This is a genomic window from Thiofilum sp., assembly GCF_016711335.1.
GTDB lineage: Bacteria > Pseudomonadota > Gammaproteobacteria > Thiotrichales > Thiotrichaceae > Thiofilum.
This window is the reverse complement of record NZ_JADJTF010000001.1, coordinates 1,656,702-1,677,283: the sequence shown is the minus strand read 5'-3', so window position 1 is coordinate 1,677,283 and position 20,582 is coordinate 1,656,702. Positions and strand designations below refer to the sequence as shown.

Here is a 20,582-nt window from a genome sequence, read left to right as displayed (position 1 = left end):
GATAATCGACTGTTAAATCTTACCTCTTAGACCTATAGTTGATATTACGATAAATAGAAAATTAGGGAGAAAGTATTATGACACTTTCAGAACACGGATGGAATGCTATCATGACGATGGCAACCCTAGCCACCCACATGGGGGCAGAGGCATTACGTCTAAAAGACATTCGCGCTCAAGTCAAAGTTTCTCGTCCCTATATGGAGCGCACTTTAGCTAAGTTACGCCAAGCCGGTTTGGTTGAAGGAATTCGCGGCACAGGGGGCGGTTATTACCTAAGTAAACCTGCTCATCAAATTACTCTAGCGGAAATTGTCACTGCTGCTGAGTCACCAGAGCCTCATGCGCAATGGTTAGATATGCAGCCTACTACGGTAGAGCAATTAGTGACTCAGGAAATTTGGCGCGAAATGGATAATAAGCTCCATAGCTTACTCTCTAGCGTGACTCTCGGTAGCTTATTACGTATTGAGCAAAGACGCCCCAGTTATAAACCCGGCTTAACTGCGCGACTGATCGCTAAGATGTTCCCACCACGTCTACCTGAAACAGGTATGGCTTACTAAGGTAACTAAAACATAAGATGTGCACGAAATTGCACATCTTATTCATCATTCTTGCACGGTTGCCTATTAGACTATAAACACTGACACAAGATGACGACTTAGCAAACGATAATATAAAAAATTCCCCAATGCCTCCTTTAACAACTGACTAATAGAGGATTCCCCGCGTTGTGCCTATCAACTCACTACGCGGGTTTGACTTTTTCTAAAAATCTCATTTAGCGCCCATACTCACTACGCTTTAAGAATAACCAAGCTACCAATGCACCTGCTATTGCACCGAATAAATGTCCATCCCAAGATACACCACGTTGTCCGGGTAAAACCCCCAACAGCAAAGTACCTCCATACATAAAAATCACGACGGCACTTAAGATTAAAGGTATTGCCCGCCGCTCTAATAATCCCGACATAATCACAAAGACTGCTAAACCAAATACCAAAGCACTCGCACCAATGTGTAAGGCTGAGCGTCCAAACAGCCACAGCAACAAACCACTTAAGAGCATAATCCCTAATACTACCCAGCGCGTATCAGCCCTAGAACCGGCCAGTAACACCAATAGTATGACTAAAGGAACCGTATTATTGAGTAAATGTGTATAGCTGCCATGCAAGAACGGCATAGTCATAATCCCCACTAAGCCGCCGCTATCACGCGGTATTAGCCCCCATTGTTCTAAAGGCAAAAAGCGATCTAGCAAAAATACGCCCCAAATAGCCGCAATAAATAGAAACACCAACCACAACTCATCTTTAATACGATGTATATGGCTTTGGGTAGTGGTACGACTCAAAAAACTTGCCATGGGTTAGCCTCTTGTGGTGTATAAATTTATCAGGTCATTCGCCTTTACAGTGAGCGAGTAAGGTTTGAATATGCTTTAAACCTAAGCTACGCACCTGTTCGATATTACGCTCAGGTATCGCTTCAATATTAGGATGATAACGGATGGCTTGTTCAATGCTAGCTTCACGGATGAGATGTAACATAGGATAAGGGGAGCGATTGGTAAAATTCTCTACATCGTCATAATCAGTATCGGCAAATTGATAATCAGGGTGAAATGAAGCGACTTGCAGAACACCCTCTAAATCCATCTCCACTAGCAAATCATCCACTTGATCTAAAAAAGCGTTATAAGCCAAAAAATCTTTTAGCACATAAGGATGTATTAATAAGGTCGTTTCGACGACTTGAGCAGGGGTATTCATTAAATGCTCTAAGGCTTGAGCCAGCTCCAGCAATAACTGTTTAGGGCGCTGAGCGTTACTGACCTGATACAGGATACGGTTTTCTGTGGCGGGTTTATGCGCAAAAGGGCATAAACTTTCACCGATAACCCAATGCTCAACCCAACATTGGGTAGTAGTTATAATCGTTTCCTGCTCCGACATAAAAGACTCGCTATTCTGGTTTAATGACACTCAGTGCGCGTGACTCACTGAGTTTAGCTTGGCGCTTTAATACCCAATGCAACCAAACACTTAAGATCTGCATTAATAATACCGCTCCTGTGAATAAATACACACCTTGATGTACTGTCACATGAGCTAAGGGTCCTAATTTTACTGCAACGAGCATGAGTGCTACGACAAACACATCCAGCATTGACCACTTGCCCCAAATTTCTAAAAAACTAATCCATAGATGGTGGCGCTCACGATACCCCTGCGAAGTATTCGCTACCAAGCCTAAGACCATTATTTTGATAATGGGCGTCACTATACTAAATAGAAATAACACCGCAAATAAGGCGATTTCACGCTCAGCTAAGAGCGTTTCAAGGCTAGAGGCTAATGAAAAAACATTTTTAAAAATCCATAGTTTTTCTAGCTCAATCAACGGGGCAAACACGCCCGCAATAAATAGCCCCAAAGCCGCTAGCAATAATGCATTAAAGATCAAACGTGGTATTAAAGTCACAAATCTTACCCTATTGAGCCATCAGTGGCTAAGCCATGTTATTATTGAAATTCAACCCTTGAGCAGAGCGTATTATGCAAGTCACTGGCAATCTATCCAAAATGCACACCCAAGCAACGACTCCAGTGAGTTATTCATTAGTACTCAATGATAGCGCTATCTTACTGAATCCAGCGCTAGGTCACACTTTGAGCCTAGAGTTTACCGGACAAATTAACTGTATTCACTGTGGACGTAAAACCAGTAAAAGCTTTGATCAAGGCTATTGCTATCCCTGTTTCACCCGTTTAGCACAATGCGATACTTGTGTAGTCAAACCGGAATTATGTCATTACGCGCAAGGAACTTGTCGTGAACCTGCTTGGGGTGAGCAACACTGTATGCAACCACATTATGTGTATTTAGCGAATTCATCAGGCGTCAAAGTAGGTATCACACGCCACACCCAAATTCCCACTCGTTGGATTGATCAAGGTGCTACTCAAGCCTTACCCATTTTAAAAGTACCCACTCGTCATATATCGGGCTTAATAGAAAATACACTAGCACAACATATCTCCGATAAGACGCAATGGCAAAAAATGCTTAAAGCAGAGGCCGAAAAAGTTGATTTACATCTAAAACGTGATGAACTATTGACATTAGTGCAAGAGGATATTGATAACTTAGGTTTGGAGGGTATTGAGTATATAGCCACAGATAGCATTGATCTGATTTATCCTATTCAGCACTACCCGACTAAAGTGACTGCCTTAAATTTGGATAAAACACCCCAAATCAGTGGGACATTGCGGGGGATTAAGGGGCAGTACTTATTATTGGATACAGGGGTATTGAATATTCGTAAGTTTGGCGGCTATCAGGTGAAGCTTAGCTGTGATGCTTTGGAGTGATTACTTTACCAGCTAGAGAGCCTAGAACTCTCTAGCGTGTAAACAGTTCGCTATTATTCTTGATTAGCTGCGTCTTGTTGAGCGGCAATTTCAGCATGTACTTTAGCCATATCCAGCTCACGTACTTTGCCAATCACTTCTTCCAATTGCGACTCACTCAAGGCTCCGGGCTGAGCAAACAATACCACTTGCTCACGGAAGATCATTAATGTGGGGATAGAGCGAATTTGGAAATGTCCCGCCAAATCTTGCTCTTCTTCCGTATTCACTTTAGCAAACATAATATCAGTATGCTTTTCGGATACTTTTTCAAAAGTAGGGGCAAATGAACGGCAAGGGCCACACCAAGGCGCCCAAAAGTCCACAATCACAATATCATTTTCAGTGATTGCATCATTAAAAGTATCGGCAGTAATTTCAACAGTTGCCATGACAACTCCTCTATAAATTCTAATAAAGATTAATCAAAGCAACACATTTGGGTTGTCCGATCAATAGCCCTAAGCGTAGCACAGAATCACACAAGGGTACTATTAACCCTGAGTACCCCATTTGGGCTGTAAAGTTTGGGCAATATTCAAATGATCCAACACTCGCGCCACCATAAAATCAATAAGATCATCAATGGTTTGCGGGCGATTATAAAAACCCGGATTCGCAGGCATGATTACCACACCCATACGCGACAGTTTGAGCATATTCTCTAAGTGAATATCTGAAAACGGCGTTTCACGAATGACTAAAATCAGCTTTTTACGCTCTTTTAATGCCACATCCGCCGCCCGTTCGATAAGATTGCGACTGCTTCCACAGGCTATAGCGGAAAGGGTGGCAGTGGTACAAGGACAAACCACTGTCGCATCAGCTACCCCACTCCCGCTGGCAATCGGAGCCATCCATTGCTCTCGCTCAAAGACTTGTAACTGTCCCGGATCAGCTTGGTAGAGCTTAGTAAAATACTCAGCAATTTCAGCGGCACGCCCAGGTAGGTGATGATCCGTTTCAGTATTAATCACTAACTGAGCCGGACGTGAGAGCAATAAATATACCCGACACTTAGCCTTAATGAGCTGCTCTAGTAAACGTAAGCCATATTGAGCGCCCGAAGCGCCCGTCATAATTAAGGTAATGGTGGGAGCGTTTTGCATCATAGTTTAGGTAGTACTTAAGGAGCGCAATAGCTTCTCATGAATCCCGCCAAAACCGCCATTACTCATCACTAATATGTGGTCACCGCTTTGGGCGAATTGGGCTACGGTTTGCGCGAGCTGATCAATATCATAAAGCAAGTGCCCCTTACCTTTTAGCTCGTCCACTACCCCCGATAAATCCCAATCTAAACCCGCAGGCTGATACAAAAATACTTGATCTGCGCCTTGTAGCGATTGTGCTAATTGCTCTTTATGTGTCCCCATACGCATAGTGTTAGAGCGTGGTTCCAACAGCGCAATAATACGTGCAGAACCCACTTTGGCGCGTAAGCCCGCTAGTGTGGTAGTAATCGCAGTCGGATGATGCGCAAAATCATCATACACGGTCACATTGCGTACCACTCCGCGCTGCTGCATACGTCGCTTTACCCCTTGGAACTCAGCTAAGGCTTGAATAGCAATTGCTACAGGTACTCCGACATGACGTGCCGCCGCCAGTGCAGCGAGGGCATTATTAACATTATGCACGCCTAACATAGACCACTTTACCGTGCCTAATACTTTACCCTTATGCAATACTTTGAACTCACTACCATCCGCTTGAACTAATTCAGCCTGCCATTCCCCTTGACCCGCAAAATACTCAATAGGTGTCCAGCAACCCATCTTGAGCATCGTTTGTACAGTTTGCTCCACTCCATTCGCTACGATTAAACCATTGCGCGGTACGGTACGCACGAGATGATGGAATTGGGTTTGGATAGCTTCGACATTAGGGAAAATATCGGCGTGATCGTACTCAATATTATTCACAATCAACGTGCGGGGGTGGTAGTGCACAAACTTCGAGCGCTTATCAAAAAAGGCCGTATCGTACTCATCTGCTTCTACTACGAAAAATGGGCTTTCAGGACTCAACCGCGCTGAAAGAGCAAAATTTTCTGGTACACCTCCAATTAAAAATCCGGGCTTTAAACCCGCATATTCGAGCATCCACGCCACCATCGTCGAGGTGGTAGTTTTGCCATGAGTACCCGACACGCCAAGCACCCAGCGGTCTTTTAAAATATGCTCATATAAAAACTGCGGTCCTGAGATATAGGGGATATTACGCTCTAGCAAGTACTCAACCACTTCTAAACCACGCTTCATCACATTACCGACCACGACTTGATCCACGTCAGTCGGAATATGTTCGGGTTTATACCCTTGGCTAATCGTAATGCCTTGCTCCTCCAGCATAGTACTCATGGGAGGGTAAACATTAGTATCGGAACCTGAAACTTGATAACCACACTCACGGGCTAATAGCGCGAGGCTACCCATAAACGTGCCACCAATACCTAAAATATGAATATGCTTCACTGCCATAGCCCTAAATTGCAATCGTTAATTTAACTACCTATCTAAAAGTAATCGAGTATTTCTGGAGCAGTCTTGGCGGCAGGGATGCCGCCTTGTAGCGTACACGGATGTATTCACAGCGACTGCGCAAGCAATGCACGATTACTTTTTATCAGCTACTTATTTAATAATATGACTTTCAATAATATCGTTAAGCGCTACAGGTCGACTAATACCATAGCCTTGTCCATACTCCACCCCAATGTCGCGCAATAGCTGCATAATACGCTCATTCTCTACATACTCAGCAATGGTTTGCACCATCATCTTTTGACCGACCTGATGAATCGATTGCACCATAGTATGAGCCACCCCGTCATTGAGAATGTCCTTAATAAAACTACCATCGATCTTTAAATAATCGACTGGCAATGATTTCAGATAACTGAACGAGCTAACCCCTGTCCCAAAATCATCTAAGGAAAAGCTACAGCCTTGAGCTTTGAGGGTGGCAATAAACTTTTGTGCTAAACCTAAATTACTGATCGCTACCCGCTCCGTAATCTCAAAACACAACATGCGCGGATCAATACCCGCTGTTTTAATTTCCTGCTGTACAAACTCTAAAAAGGTCGAATCATCCAAGCTTTGCCCTGACAGATTAATACTAAAGATGGGTAAGGGAGCTTTTTGATTAATGCGCTGTAGCTCTTGTAATAAAGCATGAATCACCCAACGATCTAAGCGCGGCATCATAGAATAATACTCAGCGGCGGGAATAAACTCATTGGGCGAAATAGGTTGCCCATTATCATCAAATAAGCGCAGTAACACCTCGTAATGATGAAAGGGCAACTTGAACTTTTCTGGACTAAGTGACTGAATCGGCTGAGCCACTAAACGAAATTGGGCAGCTTCAAATGCCTTTTGCAAACGCCCTAACCAGACTAGCTGCCCACGATGCTTTTTCACCTCACTATCATCAGGGCGGTATAAGTGCAAATGATTGCCTCCCTTAGACTTAGCTACCCGACAGGAGGCATCCGCTAAAGAGAGAATGCGATTAGGTGTACCCGAACGTTTATAGATCGGTACAAAACCAATACTAGCAGTGATTTTATGCGCCCGTGCATTCCAATAAAAGATATAGGACTCAATCTGTTGGCGGATATTTTCAGCTCTTTTTAGCGCCTCAATGGGTTCAATTTCACGAAATAAAATCCCAAACTCATCACCGCCAATACGTGCTAACACATCACGCTGTTGTGTAATCGCCGCTTTGAGTAAATCAGAGATACGCTCAATAAACGCATCGCCCGCATTGTGCCCTACTGTATCATTAATCATTTTAAACTGATCTAGTGCTACATGAATAAAGGAGTGTTTCACCCCTTGCTGCCGTGCTTCATCCAGTGCATTTTTCAAATGTAGCTCAAAGCATTTACGATTTAACAATCCAGTACGCTGATCGTGCATTTCAAGGTAATCAAGTTTTGCTTGTAAGGCTCTGACCTCTGCATAGTCACGTAATAGTAAGAGTGTAAATAGTTTTTTATTTCCCTCTAAACGAATAGAGCGCACGGTATAAGTGGTATTTAAGTCATTAATTTCTTTGGTATTTAAAATACAAGATTTATAAGTATTGGCAGAAGACTGTATATTTGAAGAGGGCACTGACCAATGGATAGGGATACGTTTGACAGGATCAATCAGTTCAAAAATAGAACGATAGGGCTTATTGCGCATATTCATCCAACGATAGCGCATTAATTTTTCTGCGGCTGGGTTCATAAACTCGACATAACCGCGATGATCGACTAAGACCGCAATTTCATCAATATCAATCAAAGAATTGACTAATATATCCAATTGTAAAAGTTGCAGACGCCGCTCAGCTCGGTATTTAGACCACAATACTATGAGCGCAATGATGAGTCCTACAGCTAATAATAGACTAATCAAGACACTGACATTCACGGTGATGGGCAACAATGACCAGCTATCCACCCAATATACCCCAGTAGTTTTTAGTAGAATTTATCACATTGGGATTAATATAAAATAATCTAATGAGAGGCTATCCAATAGCACTGAAGAGCATTAGTTTACTTGAATACCTGCCAGAATAGGCAATGGGTAGGCTAAACGGTGTAGGTACAATGAAAAAAGCCACCTTATAGTGCTAGGGTGGCTTTCTTGAGATGAACAAAGTAAGGAAATTAAACCTTTTCTTTAATCCGTGCAGCACGACCTGTTAAGCCACGGAGATAGTATAACTTCGCACGACGCACATCACCACGACGCTTCACTTCGATAGAGTGAATCGAGTTGCTATAGGTTTGGAATACACGCTCGACCCCTTCACCGTATGACATTTTGCGCACTGTGAAAGAAGAATTTAAACCGCGATTACGCATAGCAATCACAATACCTTCATAGGCTTGGATACGCTCTTTATCGCCTTCTTTAAAACGAACATTTACCACTACTGTGTCACCTGCTTGGAAGGCTGGGACTTGCTTGGTCATTTGTTCTTGTTCAAGTTGTTGAATAATGTTGCTCATGGGATAAAACCTCTGCTGAAGCTTGTTGTTCCTGTCGATATTCCTCAAGCAAAACTTGGTCCGCTTGAGACAACGTTTTTGATTGTAATAAGTCTGGACGGCGTTGCCAGGTCCGACCTAATGATTGCTTTCTACGCCACCGTGCTATGGCACTATGATTACCGCTTTTCAGCACCTCAGGAATAGTCAAACCTTGTACTATTTCGGGGCGAGTATAATGAGGGCAATCTAATAAACCATCACTAAACGAATCTTGCTCAGCCGATTCAGTATGACCTAAAGCGCTCGGTAGCAATCGGGTGATAGCATCAATAATAACCATCGCTCCCAACTCACCACCGCTTAATACGTAATCACCTATTGAGCACTCTAAATCCACGCCCAATTCAATGACACGCTCATCAATGCCTTCATAGCGGCCACAGACCAGAATTAAACCTTGCTCTTGCGCGAGCTGCTTAACTAACGCTTGATTTAATACTCTACCCTGCGGACTCAGATAAAGTACTTTACCTTGATTGACTTGCTTAGCCTCAGTAATGGACTGTAGCAAGCAATCGGAACGCATCACCATGCCCGGACCACCACCATAAGGTCGATCATCGACAGTTTTATGGACATCGGTGGCATAAGCGCGCGGATTAATACAATTTACTGTGACTAATCCGCGCTTAACGGCTCGCCCTGTTATCCCAGACTCAGCGACTGTACCGACTAATTCAGGGAACAAGGTTATGACATCAAAGCGCATGGCTAAAAATCAGCATCCCAGTCTACCGTAATGACACCCTGTTCTAATGAAACCTGCTTAATTACCTGCTCCCAAATCCAAGGCACTAAACGTTCACGTTCACCTTGTACTATGAGCACATCATTGGCACCTGTTTCTACTAACGAAGTCACACGACCAAAGTCAATCCCTTGTAGATTAACCACTTGTAGATTGAGTAAATCCGACCAGTAGTATTCATTATTAGTTAGTTGGGGTAATTGCTGACGTTCAATAGCTATTTCATAACCATTGAGTAATTCAGCTTGATTACGATCCTCAATTCCTTCCAACCACGCTACTAATGTCTTACCATGCGGCTTACCCGACTTGACTTTAATAACTTGAGGCTGACCTTCTTTCAATAAATGCCAAGGTCGATAGCGTAATATTTTTTCAGGTGGATCGGTAAAAGACATCACTTTTACCCACCCCTTAATACCATAAGCTCCTGCAATCTTACCCATTACAATCAAGGGCTGGGGAGAGGAACTCATAGCTTAAATACTCAATTCACTCAATTAAGCTGCTGCTGGAGCAGATTCTTTCATTAACTTAGCTACACGATCTGAAGGCTGAGCACCTTGAGCTAACCAATAATTAGCACGCTCAGTATTAATGCTTAAACGAACTTCTTGACCGCGTGCAACAGGGTTATAAAAACCAATACGCTCGATATAACCACTATCGCGTGGTTTACGGCTATCACTCACAACTACGTGATAAAATGGGCGTTTTTTAGCTCCGCCTCTTGCTAAACGAATACTGACCATGCGTTAAACCTTTATAAAATCTAAACCACTTCTCCCACTGAAAACCAGCAGGTCAAAGTAAACGGGCAATTGTACTGAGTTTCGGAAAAAAAGAAAGGTATTTTGATCTAGAATTTCCTAAGTCCAGTAATGAAAAAGCCTTGTAAACACTTACAAGGCTTTTTAACCAGCAAGAAGCGCTAAGAGCAACTACATCGATACTAACTGAGTCGTACCTGCACCACCTAAATAACGATAATGTCCGGTGATAGGCAGAGTAAATAACATATCTTCCATTTTAACCCCACGCGCATCGATATGATGTACGATGAGCGGGCGTCTTGGATCAGCATCTGAATAGCGGTCTACTACCACACCAATATGCTCCTGATCACCTCCTAAGCTCCAAGTGACAATATCACCTGGTTGGTAATCACTAGGATTATGTGTAATCGGCAGGCGCTGACCATAACGGGCAAAGAAAGCTTTTAGATTATGCACACGGCGGTGATCAATATTAGGATCGGGGGCATTGAGTCCCCATTTAGGCAAATTAGGATAAGAGTTAAAGTTATAGGTCATATCCTCATGCAATAAGCGTTGCAAATCGACACCTAATTGCCGATAGGAGCGAATAACCACATCCGTACACACCCCAATGTTAGAAGGGACATCCCCATTCGGATAACGCAGAGGTATATAACGTCCATCATACATGACATTAGTGCGTGTTCTGCTCACTGCTGCATTAGATAAGCGTCCGGCATCTATGACTGGAGCCATAGCAATTTGAATTAATTGCTGTCTAGGTGCACGAGGAGCATCTGACCAAGCTTGCGCTTGTGCAACATTATTATCATTGCGCCAAGTCTGTTGGCGAACTTGTGCAACCTGTGTACGTGGAGCGCGTCTACTGGCTTGGGAACGTCGTCTAGCCTGATCTTGCTCCCATTTACGTTGATAATTTAACCACTCTTCTTCTCTAGCATTGGCTTGAGCGCTAGCTAGAGCCTGTTGCGGTGCGGATACACTGGCAGGTTTACGTCTGACCACCGTTGAGCGTTGTGGTCTAGGTTTAGGAACTGTAACTATCTGTGTTTTAGTTGTCTTAGTGCTAATATTATTATTTGTCTTAGTTGTCGTTACTGTTGTCCTAGTACTACGCACTACATTGTTTTTAATATCACCAAAACTAGCTTCTGATAAGACCGAACTATCCTCTACTGTTTTAGGGGTGTCAGCCGCTACCGTCTCTTCGGCAACTTTAGCAGGTGCTGCACAACCAGCAAAACTACCCATTACCACCGCTGAAGTTACTAAGGTAACGCTAGTATTAAACGCCTTTTTCATGAACATACCAATACTCATTATCCACCTACTGGTCATTGCCTCTACCTTGAGAAGCCTGTTGATAATTCTTTCATCCGTTATAATCAACAGGCACTAAATGTTCACTGAACTCAAGCCAACTTAAACCTTAATAGGTAGGGCAAGTCGGTTGATAAGGAGTCTTTACCAGCCCCCAACGATATTCCAGTGGCGCATGTGGGTCGGATACTAATAACTTATCCTCTACGTTTTTACGTAGATCACGCAGCGTCATATAGTATTCTTCCCCTAGAGTCATTTGAACCATGCAGAATTTATTTAACAGATCCATCTCACTTTTAGGTGGCTTATCACGCGAAAATACCGCTTTCGCCCAACGTGCAGGCACAGAGCGCGGATCAAAACGCCCAATCCGATCTAAATGATGTCTGACTGAATCAAAGAACATAGTCAAGCGCTTGTCACGTCCCGGAGTAGAATGGTCATCGTACTCTCTAGCATTCATACATTGACGGCCCTCACGACGAATTTTTTGTAGATACCATAGGGCATCATAAACATAAACGCTGCGGTCATTCGCATACATACACAAAGCTAGCAGTAGACGTAAGGTTTTTTCATCCGGCTTTTCAGCACGTTTACCTAACTTACGTGAGATGACGTCGGTAAAAATAACGTAATCAAAATTAACATCTTTAGCTAATTGAAACTGCTCAAGACTAAAGCCGGGCTGTTGGCTCTGTGATGCTTTGATGTTTTGCGGTTGTTTGAAACGCCGATAGCCATCCTGAAAATTTTTATCTTCTGGCATGTAAAACGGAAAAGAAGGTGTACGCAACAGGTAGCGGGCTGACTTAGGTGTCGTAGAAGCCTGTACTTCCGCAATGCCTGTGTCGGTTACATTCACGATTTGATAAGAATGCACTCCGGGGGCAACATAAAGATCTCCCGGTCTAATATCAGCTAAGGCAATGGGATAAGTATCTTGGCGCAATGACTTAGTACTGGTCATATCAGCGACATAATCCATGAACTTGCGCACTCGCATCGGAGGAGGCAAGTTATCCCAAGTTTTCATGTCATTACTGATTAACTTTCCCGGTGATTGTTGATTATTCACCACAAAAGGCAGGTTATGTTCATAGGCAAAAATCAAGCGCATTGCATATACAGCATCTGCACAATCATTCTCAAACTTATAGTAGATGGGCTTAGCAGGATTCATGAAAATGTCATCTTTCATGTTGGTTTTCACCCATGCTCGATAACGTTCTTCCCACGTATTATCCCATTGATATAAGGTTTCCCACACCGCAGCCTGAGCTGAGTGCGCCAAAACGGCAAGGCTGGTAATACACAGCAGCGCAAAATATTTGATTTTTTTCATAGATCCTAAAGACCACCTGACGAAATGAGCCACTCAAAGCTTAGCTGTAAGCGGATGTTCAATGCTCAATTATTTAAAACGCCTAGACTAATTGTCAGGCTCAATAATTTCAAGCCAAAAAAAATGCCTAGTTACATAACATAACTAGGCATAAGCATTAGACTTAACGATTTAACAACGCAGGCAGTAGCACTACCTAGCTATTAATTCATTACTCTGCTTGCATTTGCATGATAGCTTCACGAGTAGCAGGTGTTAAAACTACTGGGCCTTTATAGTTGCCTTTAGCTTTCACAGCAGGTACTACCACTTCTGGCACAACTGGCATTGGGCGTGGTTGTACTGGGCGCACGTATGGACGTGGTTGTACTGGACGCACATAAGGACGTACTGGACGTGGTTGTACTGGACGTACTGATGGGCGAACATAAGGACGTGGTTGTACTGGACGTACTGATGGACGAGCATGAGGACGTACTGGACGTGGTTGTGCAGGACGTACTGATGGACGTGGACCACACTTACTGCAATCATACTTAATAACAGTTTTAACTTGAGGCTGAACAGTTTCAGTTACTTCAGTAGTAGTCGTTTCAGTACCTGTAGTCTCAGTAGCACCTGATTCTTGTGTAGCTTGTTGAGAAGTTTGTTGGCTACCGGTAGTTTGCTGAGCAGGACTAGCGCTAGCATCCGCTGATTGTTGGCTACAACCTGTAGCAAACATACCCATTACCATTAATGCAGCTAGTGTTAATTGAGTTTTGATTTTCATGAGTCTTCGTCTCTTTGTTGTTTAAATGAAAGTATCTTCAAATAATACCAAGAAGTTGTTGTTGATAAGCAACAAAATCAGATTAAGTGACATTATATTGAATAAAGTATTTTAATATCAAACACTTAAGTATAAATACTCAATAGCCAGTTTATTGAAAATAACTGATCATTGATCTATTAACTACTTAGCTTAATTAAGTTGCTTGAATACAACCTGATAGATTAAGATTGCTATAACAATTCAGAATATCATCTGATTTAACAGATAGATAACAGCTAAACCACCATTAGCGATCTTGTAATACTTTTAGTCCCAACCTGTTTGTTGCTCCAGCTTTTTTAGAAGCTTAAATTAACTACTAAAGCAATCCCTTACCTTCTTCTTTAATGTACTAGAACTCCCTCACTAATACATAAGTTTAACTAAGAACTACACCAAAGTAGTGTAATTGTGACTTAGTATGTCTCATATTTACCACATAAACAAGCGGTTTATGCTGAGCGTGCTTATTCTATTGGTTTTATTGATCCGACACTAGATTTTTTGCATGCCGCACCAAGATTCCTGATCCTATGCTGCTAGAGCCAGAGCAAATTTAGTAAGCACCAAATAAAAACGTCCAGCCTTAGCTGATAAGACTGGACGTTAACATAGCTGAGCTGAACTCAGATTATCTAACTACGCTAAGAATAATTAAATTATTTAGCTTGCTGATAATCGCTCATCATTTTTAAGGTAGCTGGATTGTAGCCGATTGGACCTTTGTAGTTACCTTTAGCTTTGGTAGGTGGCACAACGATAGTTGGCACTTGTACTGGAGGTAAAGGACGTGGCACTGGACGCACCATTGGAGGCATTGGACGACGTACTGGTGGACGAACTACCTTCTTACCACCTTTAGCCTTTGGACGGCAACCATAAGCATGAGTATGGTTACGGTTGGTGTATGGATGAGCATGAGTTACGCTGTTAGTGCAACCAGGAATGGCTGGATGAGAGTGTAACCACTTGTTACCCATTGGGCGAGGAGTACGCTTAACACCACTACCACCACCACGCTTCACTGGTGGGCGCTTAACTACTTTCTTTGGACCTGCTTTTTTGCAGCTATAGTTATGCTTGTGGTTACGGTTAGAATATGGATGGCTGTGAGTGATAGACTTCGTGCAACCAGGGATAGCTGGATGAGAATGTGTCCACTTACCACCTGCTGGACGACCACCAGGACGCTTACCACACTTGCTGCAATCAACAACAGTACGCACAACCTCTTTAACGATTGGCTTAGCTGGTGCTGGTTCTACTGGTTCTACAACTACTTTTTCGCCTTCTTCAGCTGTTGCTTGCTGAGAAGTTTGCTGAGAAGTCGTTTGTTGAGAAGTTGTTTGCTGAGAAGTGGCTTGTGTTGTTTGCTGAGCTGGGCTAGCGCTAGCATCGGCTGATTGTTGGCTACAACCAGATGCAAACAGACCCATAGCCATTAATGCCGCCAGTGTGAGCTGAGTCTTGATTTTCATAATCTTAAGTCTCTTTCGTTGTTTAAGGGAAAGCATTTCAAATGTAGTTAATAAAATTATCAACTACCTCATAAATATCTAGCACGAACTGAACACCTTAAGCCTAACCATACATAAGCTAGCTAATTTGACGCACTCCATGCCTCTTGGGGTGATGTGGAATCCCCACCTGCTTAAGTTGCCCTGAATAAATGAAAAGTTCAATAGCAAAATACAACAAAGTTGCGAGAAAACACATTTTTGATAGCAAGAAGTGCTTTTATACAACAAATTAACCCTGCCCCAGCTAAAGCCAATAATATTTATTGGTTCTAGCATAAAATAAAATTAGTCTCTCAGTAGTTTGTCCTAGTACCAAATCTTTGCAATTACAAACTGAGCTAGGTGATCATAATGCTTGGCAAGGGTAGTTTAGTACGCTAAGCCCCATTAATTGCCCCCAGCATTACGATGAATATGCATTATACATACTAATGCAGGTAATACTTAAGAGAGATTACCTCCCGTCGGTGGCAAACCGCCATTAAAGGGTAAACGCCCCTTCATGGTTTGCATTAATTTACGTATCCCTCCTTTAGAAAACTGTTTCATTGCTTTGCTCATTTGCATGTGTTGCTTGAGCAAACGATTCACATCCTGTACCTGCAAACCCGATCCAGCAGCGATCCGACGTTTACGTGAGGCTTTAATCACATCAGGGTCGCGCCGCTCTTGAGGTGTCATTGAGTTAATGATAGCAATCATTTGGCGAATTTCACGATCATTAGCGCGATTTTTTACTTGCTCTGGAACATTACCCATACCGGGGAGCTTATCCATCAGGCTAGCAATGCCTCCCATCTTAAGCATTTGTTCCATTTGCTCTTTTAAATCTTCAAAATCAAAACTTTTACCTTTATTAAGCTTCTGAGCGAGCTTTTTAGCTTTCTCATGATCAACTTGACGCTGAGCTTCTTCAATCAGGCTCAACACATCGCCCATACCCAAAATACGCGACGCCATACGATCAGGGTGGAAGGGTTCTAGCGCATCCAGTTTCTCGCCTACCCCGATAAACTTAATTGGCTTGCCCGTAATATGCCGCACCGACAATGCAGCTCCACCCCGTGCATCCCCATCAGCCTTAGTCAAAATCACGCCGGTTAAAGGTAGAGCATCATTAAACGCTTTGGCAGTATTCGCAGCATCTTGCCCCGTCATGCTGTCCACTACAAATAGGGTTTCGATAGGTTTAACCGCAGCATGTAGCTCCTGAATCTCCCCCATCATCTCTGCATCAATATGCAAGCGCCCAGCGGTGTCTATAATCAGTACGTCAAAATATTTGAGCTTAGCTTCATTAAACGCAGCTCTTGCAATAGCTACGGGTTTTTGATCGGGTTGGCTGGGGAAAAAGACGCCTCCGGTTTGTTGGGCGACCGTTTCCAATTGTTTAATAGCGGCTGGACGATACACGTCGCAGCTCACCACCATAACGTTTTTCTTTTCACGCTCTTTAAGAAAGCGCGTCAATTTACCCACCGTAGTGGTTTTACCAGCCCCTTGTAAGCCTGCCATTAAAATCACCGCAGGCGGCTGACTGTTTAGCGCTAAGGCCTCATTCGCCTTACCCATAACCGTCACTAACTCATCATTTACAATTTTAATGAAAGCTTGACCGGGCGTTAGGCTAGAAAGGACTTCTTGACCAACGGCACGGGTTTTCACATTTTCAATAAAACTTCTTACCACAGGCAAAGCAACATCGGCTTCCAACAATGCCATACGTACATCGCGCAGTGCTTCTTTAATATTGTCCTCAGTCAAACGCGCTTGACCACGCAATTTTTTGACCGTTTGTGAGAGACGACCACTTAAATTTTCAAACATGATTTATTCTTCTGCTAGTCCGAGTCAGGTACATATTGGTATGATAACATCAAATGTGCTATTTCATTGCACTCGTCACGAAATAGCTTGCTAACCTTTAAGAAACTTACACCGCACAATGACAATAATGATGACCCTGTTGGCAGTAATAGCTTGGTCTTTAATTTGGCTTACGCTACTCTTTCAACTATATAAAACTCCCAGCCAATCGACTCCTAAGCTATTATCCACCCGATGGTTAAAACCCTTAACCTTGATAGCTCTCGCAGCGCATGGGCTTAGTCTATTATGGCTTATGCGCACCTCATCAGGCTTTGTATTAAATTTTAATATAACTGCATCCTTAGTCATGTGGTTAACTAATTTGCTCCTACTGATTGCCCAATTAAAGCGTCCGGTACAAAGCTTAAGCCTATTTACTATACCCTTGACATTGCTGGGTCTGACTATTCAGCTTCTTCCCCAGCCTATAGGAGTCAATACAAGTTTGGATAATGGGTTAGGTATTCATATTATTATTTCACTACTCGCCTATAGCATGCTAACTCTGGCAGCTTTTCAAGCCCTCTTACTAGCCATTCAAAACCATTATCTACATAAACGCCAACACACTTTAATTTTAAAATCACTTCCTCCTTTATTAGATATGGAGGACTTATTATTTCGCCTGATTTTAGTAGGAGTGATTTTTTTAACCCTAGGGCTGATGACTGGTTTTATTTATTTAACCGATTTATTCGCTCAGCATGTAGCTCACAAAACCATCTTATCCTTAATAGCTTGGTTTATCTTCACAGCCTTGCTGATTGGTCATTGGCATTACGGGTGGCGTGGACGCATTGCAATACGATGGACTTTAATAGGAAGTATAATTTTAATGTTAGGATTTTTAGGCAGTAAATTTATTATCGAATTTTTGGTGCAACGCTAATGAATATAGATAGCATACCGATTAGTCTATTAGTTATATCTTTACTTGGATTATTTAGCCTGTCAGCATTTTTCTCTGGCTCTGAAACCGCATTAATGACTTTAAACCGCTATCGCCTACGGCACTTAGCGGAGCAAAATCATAAAGGTGCTAAGTTAGCTCAAAAGCTACTGGAAAAACCTGAGCGACTGATAGGCATGATTTTATTAGGTAATAATTTCGTAAATATTATTATTACTCAATTAGCTACTTTACTAGGCTTACGTTTATTCGGTGATGCAGGTCTTGCCTTAGCTACTGGTATTTTAACCTTATTATTGCTGATTTTTGGTGAGGTTATGCCAAAAACGGTGGGAGCTTTACATCCTGAGCGTATTGCTTTTCCAGCCTCTTATATTTACACCGCTATACTCAAAATCTTTTGGCCTTTTGTTTGGATTGTCAATAGCTTAGTTAGTGTACTACTGAAAATCTTTGGACTAAAGTCTGATAACACCAACCGCATTGCTTTAAGCCGTGAAGAATTACGCAGTGTCGTCACCGCAGCCGGTGCAACCATCCCTAAAAATCACGTTGATATGCTAGTGAGTGTATTAGACCTAGAATCCACAACGATTGAGGATATTATGATTCCACGTAGCCAAATCTATGCTGTCGATTTGGAAAGCGATTGGAGCGATATTGAGGATCAAATAGCACGTAGTAATTTTACTCGTATTTTGGTTTATCGCGGGAGTTTAGACCAAGTAGAGGGTTTTGTGCATGTACGCAAAATCTTTCCTCTACTGCGCGACGGTTATTTAACGCGTGAGCGCTTAGAAAGTATTATACGACCCGCTTATTTTGTCCCTGAAGGCGTAAGCCTTACCCAACAGTTAATTAACTTCCGTGCTGAATCAAGACGTATTGCTCTTGTTGTGGATGAATATGGTGAAGTACAAGGTCTGATTACGATGGAGGATATTTTAGAGGAAATTGTAGGAGAGTTTTCTACAGTCCCTCCTAGTTTATCACGCGAAATCCAACGTAAAGAAGATGGTAGTGCTTGGGTGGATGGCGGTATGCATTTACGTGAAATTAATCGCTTATTGGAAATTAATTTACCTATTGATGGTGCAAAAACCCTTAACGGATTAATAACCGAGCATTTGCAAGCGATTCCTGTTCCCGGAATGACCGTATTAATTAATGAATATCCTATAGAAATACGCAAAACGCGTAATAATGCGGTAAAAACTGCTATTATTTATCCTCGTTTAACTCGTGATTTAGAGCTAGATAACACTAATGGCTAAAACCAAAACTCAGTATGTTTGTTCGCAATGTGGTACTACTCAAAATAAATGGATTGGGCAATGCCCAGACTGTGGCGAATGGAATACTTTAGAAGAAACAGTAGCTATTTCTGCACCCACTGCTAAACAGCAAAATCCACGCTTTAGTGGCTATGCAGGGGATAAAGTACAAATTCAATCACTCAAGGATGTGACCGTACAAGAAGACCCACGCCTATCTACCAGTATGACAGAACTGGATCGGGTGCTGGGTGGTGGTCTAGTCACAGGCTCGGTAGTCTTGATTGGGGGTGATCCGGGGATTGGTAAATCCACCATTCTTTTGCAGGCTTTGTGTGGCTTGCCAGAGATACCAAGCCTTTATGTGACCGGTGAGGAGTCGATGCAGCAAGTGAGTTTGCGAGCACATCGCTTAAATTTGCCCGCTGGACATCTTAGGCTTTTAACCGAGACCTGTGTAGAAACTATTATTGCGTTAGCCCTGATTGAAAAGCCTAAAATCATGGTGGTGGACTCGATTCAAACGATTTTTACTGAGCAATTGCAGTCAGCTCCCGGCTCAGTGAGCCAGATTCGTGAAGCTGCCGCTCAATTAGTACGTTTTGCTAAGCAAACTCAAACCTCATTATTTATCGTAGGTCATGTGACTAAAGAGGGAACACTAGCCGGTCCTAGAGTATTAGAGCATATGGTGGATACTGTGCTTTATTTTGAGGGCGATCCGGGGGGACGCTATCGTATTCTACGCGCAGTGAAAAATCGTTTTGGCGCTGTCAATGAATTAGGCGTATTTGCCATGACTGAGACAGGGTTGCGCGGTATTAGTAATCCCTCAGCTATTTTCTTGTCACGTCATGAGGAGCCTGTAGCAGGTAGTGTGATTATGGTTACCCGCGAGGGTACACGCCCTTTATTGGTTGAGGTTCAAGCCCTAGTCGATAGTAGTCATGGAGGACATTCACGACGCTTGACCTTAGGTTTAGAGCAAAATCGTTTGGCTATGCTCTTAGCGGTGCTACATCGCCACGGTCAAATTTCCATGTTTGATCAGGATGTATTTATCAATATTGTGGGGGGTGTTAAAATCTCTGAAACGGCTGCTGATTTACCGTTAGTTTTAGCGGCTCTATCCAGTTTTAGAAATCGCCCTTTACCTGCGGATTTAATTGTATTTGGCGAGGTGGGTCTAGCCGGAGAAATTCGTCCTGTGCCTAATGGCGAAGAGCGACTCCATGAAGCTGCCAAACATGGGTTTAAACGTGCTATTATACCAAAAGCTAATAAGCCTCATCATAGCATTCAGGGTATGGACATCATTGCCGTGCCACGATTAGATAAAGCCATCGAGGTTTTGATGTAAATTTACCACACGTTTATCTCAGAGCTGTTGACTAGATGCAACATATATAATAGTTTAAAGTCAGTGTTGAGGTCGCAATTTCAATTTCACAAATCTGGGTCTTGTGCGGCTTTTACAAAGGCTCCTAATGCTAATTTCCCCTTTTTAATTTCT

The 20,582-nt window shown here is 42.7% G+C and carries 21 protein-coding genes; 5 read left to right on the top strand and 16 right to left on the bottom strand.

Going from position 1 to position 20,582, the window contains the following annotated elements:
- Nucleotides 1-77: 77 nt before the first annotated feature.
- Entirely contained in the window at nt 78-566 is a 489-nt protein-coding gene (locus IPL34_RS07960) for an Rrf2 family transcriptional regulator (protein WP_296840333.1), read from the top strand.
- 218 nt (nt 567-784) lie between these two features.
- Here the strand turns inward: IPL34_RS07960 and IPL34_RS07955 are convergent, their stop codons facing one another.
- Genes IPL34_RS07955 through IPL34_RS07945 form a run of 3 tightly spaced genes read right to left on the bottom strand, consistent with a single transcriptional unit; the run spans nt 785 to nt 2,493 of the window.
- Nucleotides 785-1,375, bottom strand: a complete 591-nt coding sequence (locus tag IPL34_RS07955; RefSeq protein ID WP_296840331.1) for a rhomboid family intramembrane serine protease — start codon at nt 1,373-1,375, stop codon at nt 785-787.
- A gap of 34 nt (nt 1,376-1,409) precedes the next feature.
- Entirely contained in the window at nt 1,410-1,964 is a 555-nt protein-coding gene (locus IPL34_RS07950) for a DUF1415 domain-containing protein (RefSeq protein WP_296840329.1), read from the bottom strand.
- A gap of 10 nt (nt 1,965-1,974) precedes the next feature.
- A complete protein-coding gene (locus IPL34_RS07945; protein ID WP_296840327.1) occupies nt 1,975-2,493 on the bottom strand; it encodes a paraquat-inducible protein A in 519 nt (172 codons plus the stop codon).
- A gap of 74 nt (nt 2,494-2,567) precedes the next feature.
- Between IPL34_RS07945 and IPL34_RS07940 the strand changes: the two genes are divergently transcribed.
- Nucleotides 2,568-3,386 carry a DUF2797 domain-containing protein gene (locus IPL34_RS07940; RefSeq protein ID WP_296840324.1) on the top strand — a complete coding sequence of 273 codons (819 nt, stop codon included), beginning with the start codon at nt 2,568-2,570 and terminating at the stop codon, nt 3,384-3,386.
- Nucleotides 3,387-3,439: 53 nt separating this feature from the next.
- On the opposite strand, the gene trxA is transcribed toward IPL34_RS07940, so the two are convergent.
- The 13 genes from trxA to ffh all read right to left on the bottom strand — a co-directional run bounded on the left by trxA (nt 3,440) and on the right by ffh (nt 16,843).
- A complete protein-coding gene (trxA, locus tag IPL34_RS07935; protein WP_296840321.1) occupies nt 3,440-3,817 on the bottom strand; it encodes a thioredoxin in 378 nt (125 codons plus the stop codon).
- A gap of 102 nt (nt 3,818-3,919) precedes the next feature.
- Nucleotides 3,920-4,534, bottom strand: a complete 615-nt coding sequence (locus tag IPL34_RS07930) for a flavin prenyltransferase UbiX (RefSeq protein ID WP_296843049.1) — start codon at nt 4,532-4,534, stop codon at nt 3,920-3,922.
- Between the two features lie 6 nt (nt 4,535-4,540).
- A complete protein-coding gene (gene mpl, locus IPL34_RS07925) occupies nt 4,541-5,908 on the bottom strand; it encodes a UDP-N-acetylmuramate:L-alanyl-gamma-D-glutamyl-meso-diaminopimelate ligase (RefSeq protein ID WP_296840318.1) in 1,368 nt (455 codons plus the stop codon).
- Between the two features lie 153 nt (nt 5,909-6,061).
- Entirely contained in the window at nt 6,062-7,888 is a 1,827-nt protein-coding gene (locus IPL34_RS07920) for an EAL domain-containing protein (protein ID WP_296840314.1), read from the bottom strand.
- A gap of 212 nt (nt 7,889-8,100) precedes the next feature.
- Nucleotides 8,101-8,445 carry a 50S ribosomal protein L19 gene (rplS, locus tag IPL34_RS07915; RefSeq protein ID WP_296840311.1) on the bottom strand — a complete coding sequence of 115 codons (345 nt, stop codon included), beginning with the start codon at nt 8,443-8,445 and terminating at the stop codon, nt 8,101-8,103.
- On the bottom strand, nt 8,420-9,196 hold the full coding sequence (trmD, locus tag IPL34_RS07910; RefSeq protein WP_296840308.1) for a tRNA (guanosine(37)-N1)-methyltransferase TrmD: 777 nt from the start codon (nt 9,194-9,196) through the stop codon (nt 8,420-8,422). Before trmD ends, rplS begins: the two co-directional genes overlap by 26 nt.
- Nucleotides 9,197-9,198: 2 nt before the next feature.
- Nucleotides 9,199-9,711 (bottom strand): ribosome maturation factor RimM, encoded by a 513-nt coding sequence (gene rimM / locus IPL34_RS07905; RefSeq protein WP_296840305.1) that lies wholly within the window; start codon nt 9,709-9,711, stop codon nt 9,199-9,201.
- A 24-nt stretch (nt 9,712-9,735) separates the two neighbouring features.
- Nucleotides 9,736-9,987 carry a 30S ribosomal protein S16 gene (gene rpsP / locus IPL34_RS07900; RefSeq protein WP_296840302.1) on the bottom strand — a complete coding sequence of 84 codons (252 nt, stop codon included), beginning with the start codon at nt 9,985-9,987 and terminating at the stop codon, nt 9,736-9,738.
- A 189-nt stretch (nt 9,988-10,176) separates the two neighbouring features.
- Nucleotides 10,177-11,334, bottom strand: coding sequence for a DUF1287 domain-containing protein (locus IPL34_RS07895; protein ID WP_296840298.1), 1,158 nt, complete (start codon nt 11,332-11,334; stop codon nt 10,177-10,179).
- A gap of 109 nt (nt 11,335-11,443) precedes the next feature.
- Nucleotides 11,444-12,682, bottom strand: a complete 1,239-nt coding sequence (locus tag IPL34_RS07890; protein WP_296840295.1) for a hypothetical protein — start codon at nt 12,680-12,682, stop codon at nt 11,444-11,446.
- A gap of 211 nt (nt 12,683-12,893) precedes the next feature.
- Nucleotides 12,894-13,454: a hypothetical protein gene (locus tag IPL34_RS07885; protein ID WP_296840292.1), complete on the bottom strand. Its 561-nt coding sequence runs from the start codon at nt 13,452-13,454 to the stop codon at nt 12,894-12,896.
- A gap of 701 nt (nt 13,455-14,155) precedes the next feature.
- Nucleotides 14,156-14,974: a hypothetical protein gene (locus tag IPL34_RS07880; protein ID WP_296840289.1), complete on the bottom strand. Its 819-nt coding sequence runs from the start codon at nt 14,972-14,974 to the stop codon at nt 14,156-14,158.
- A 486-nt stretch (nt 14,975-15,460) separates the two neighbouring features.
- Nucleotides 15,461-16,843 carry a signal recognition particle protein gene (gene ffh / locus IPL34_RS07875; protein WP_296840287.1) on the bottom strand — a complete coding sequence of 461 codons (1,383 nt, stop codon included), beginning with the start codon at nt 16,841-16,843 and terminating at the stop codon, nt 15,461-15,463.
- A gap of 118 nt (nt 16,844-16,961) precedes the next feature.
- Here ffh and ccsA point away from each other — a divergent pair, with 118 nt between their 5' ends.
- From ccsA to radA, 3 genes are read left to right on the top strand one after another with little or no spacing between them, the layout of a single operon-like run.
- Nucleotides 16,962-17,774 carry a cytochrome c biogenesis protein CcsA gene (gene ccsA, locus IPL34_RS07870; protein WP_366931026.1) on the top strand — a complete coding sequence of 271 codons (813 nt, stop codon included), beginning with the start codon at nt 16,962-16,964 and terminating at the stop codon, nt 17,772-17,774.
- Nucleotides 17,774-19,069 (top strand): HlyC/CorC family transporter, encoded by a 1,296-nt coding sequence (locus IPL34_RS07865; protein ID WP_296840285.1) that lies wholly within the window; start codon nt 17,774-17,776, stop codon nt 19,067-19,069. Before ccsA ends, IPL34_RS07865 begins: the two co-directional genes overlap by 1 nt.
- The gene (gene radA, locus IPL34_RS07860; protein WP_296840282.1) at nt 19,062-20,429 is read left to right on the top strand and encodes a DNA repair protein RadA; all 1,368 of its coding nucleotides are present in this window, start codon (nt 19,062-19,064) and stop codon (nt 20,427-20,429) included. Before IPL34_RS07865 ends, radA begins: the two co-directional genes overlap by 8 nt.
- The last annotated feature ends 153 nt before the right edge of the window (nt 20,430-20,582 follow it).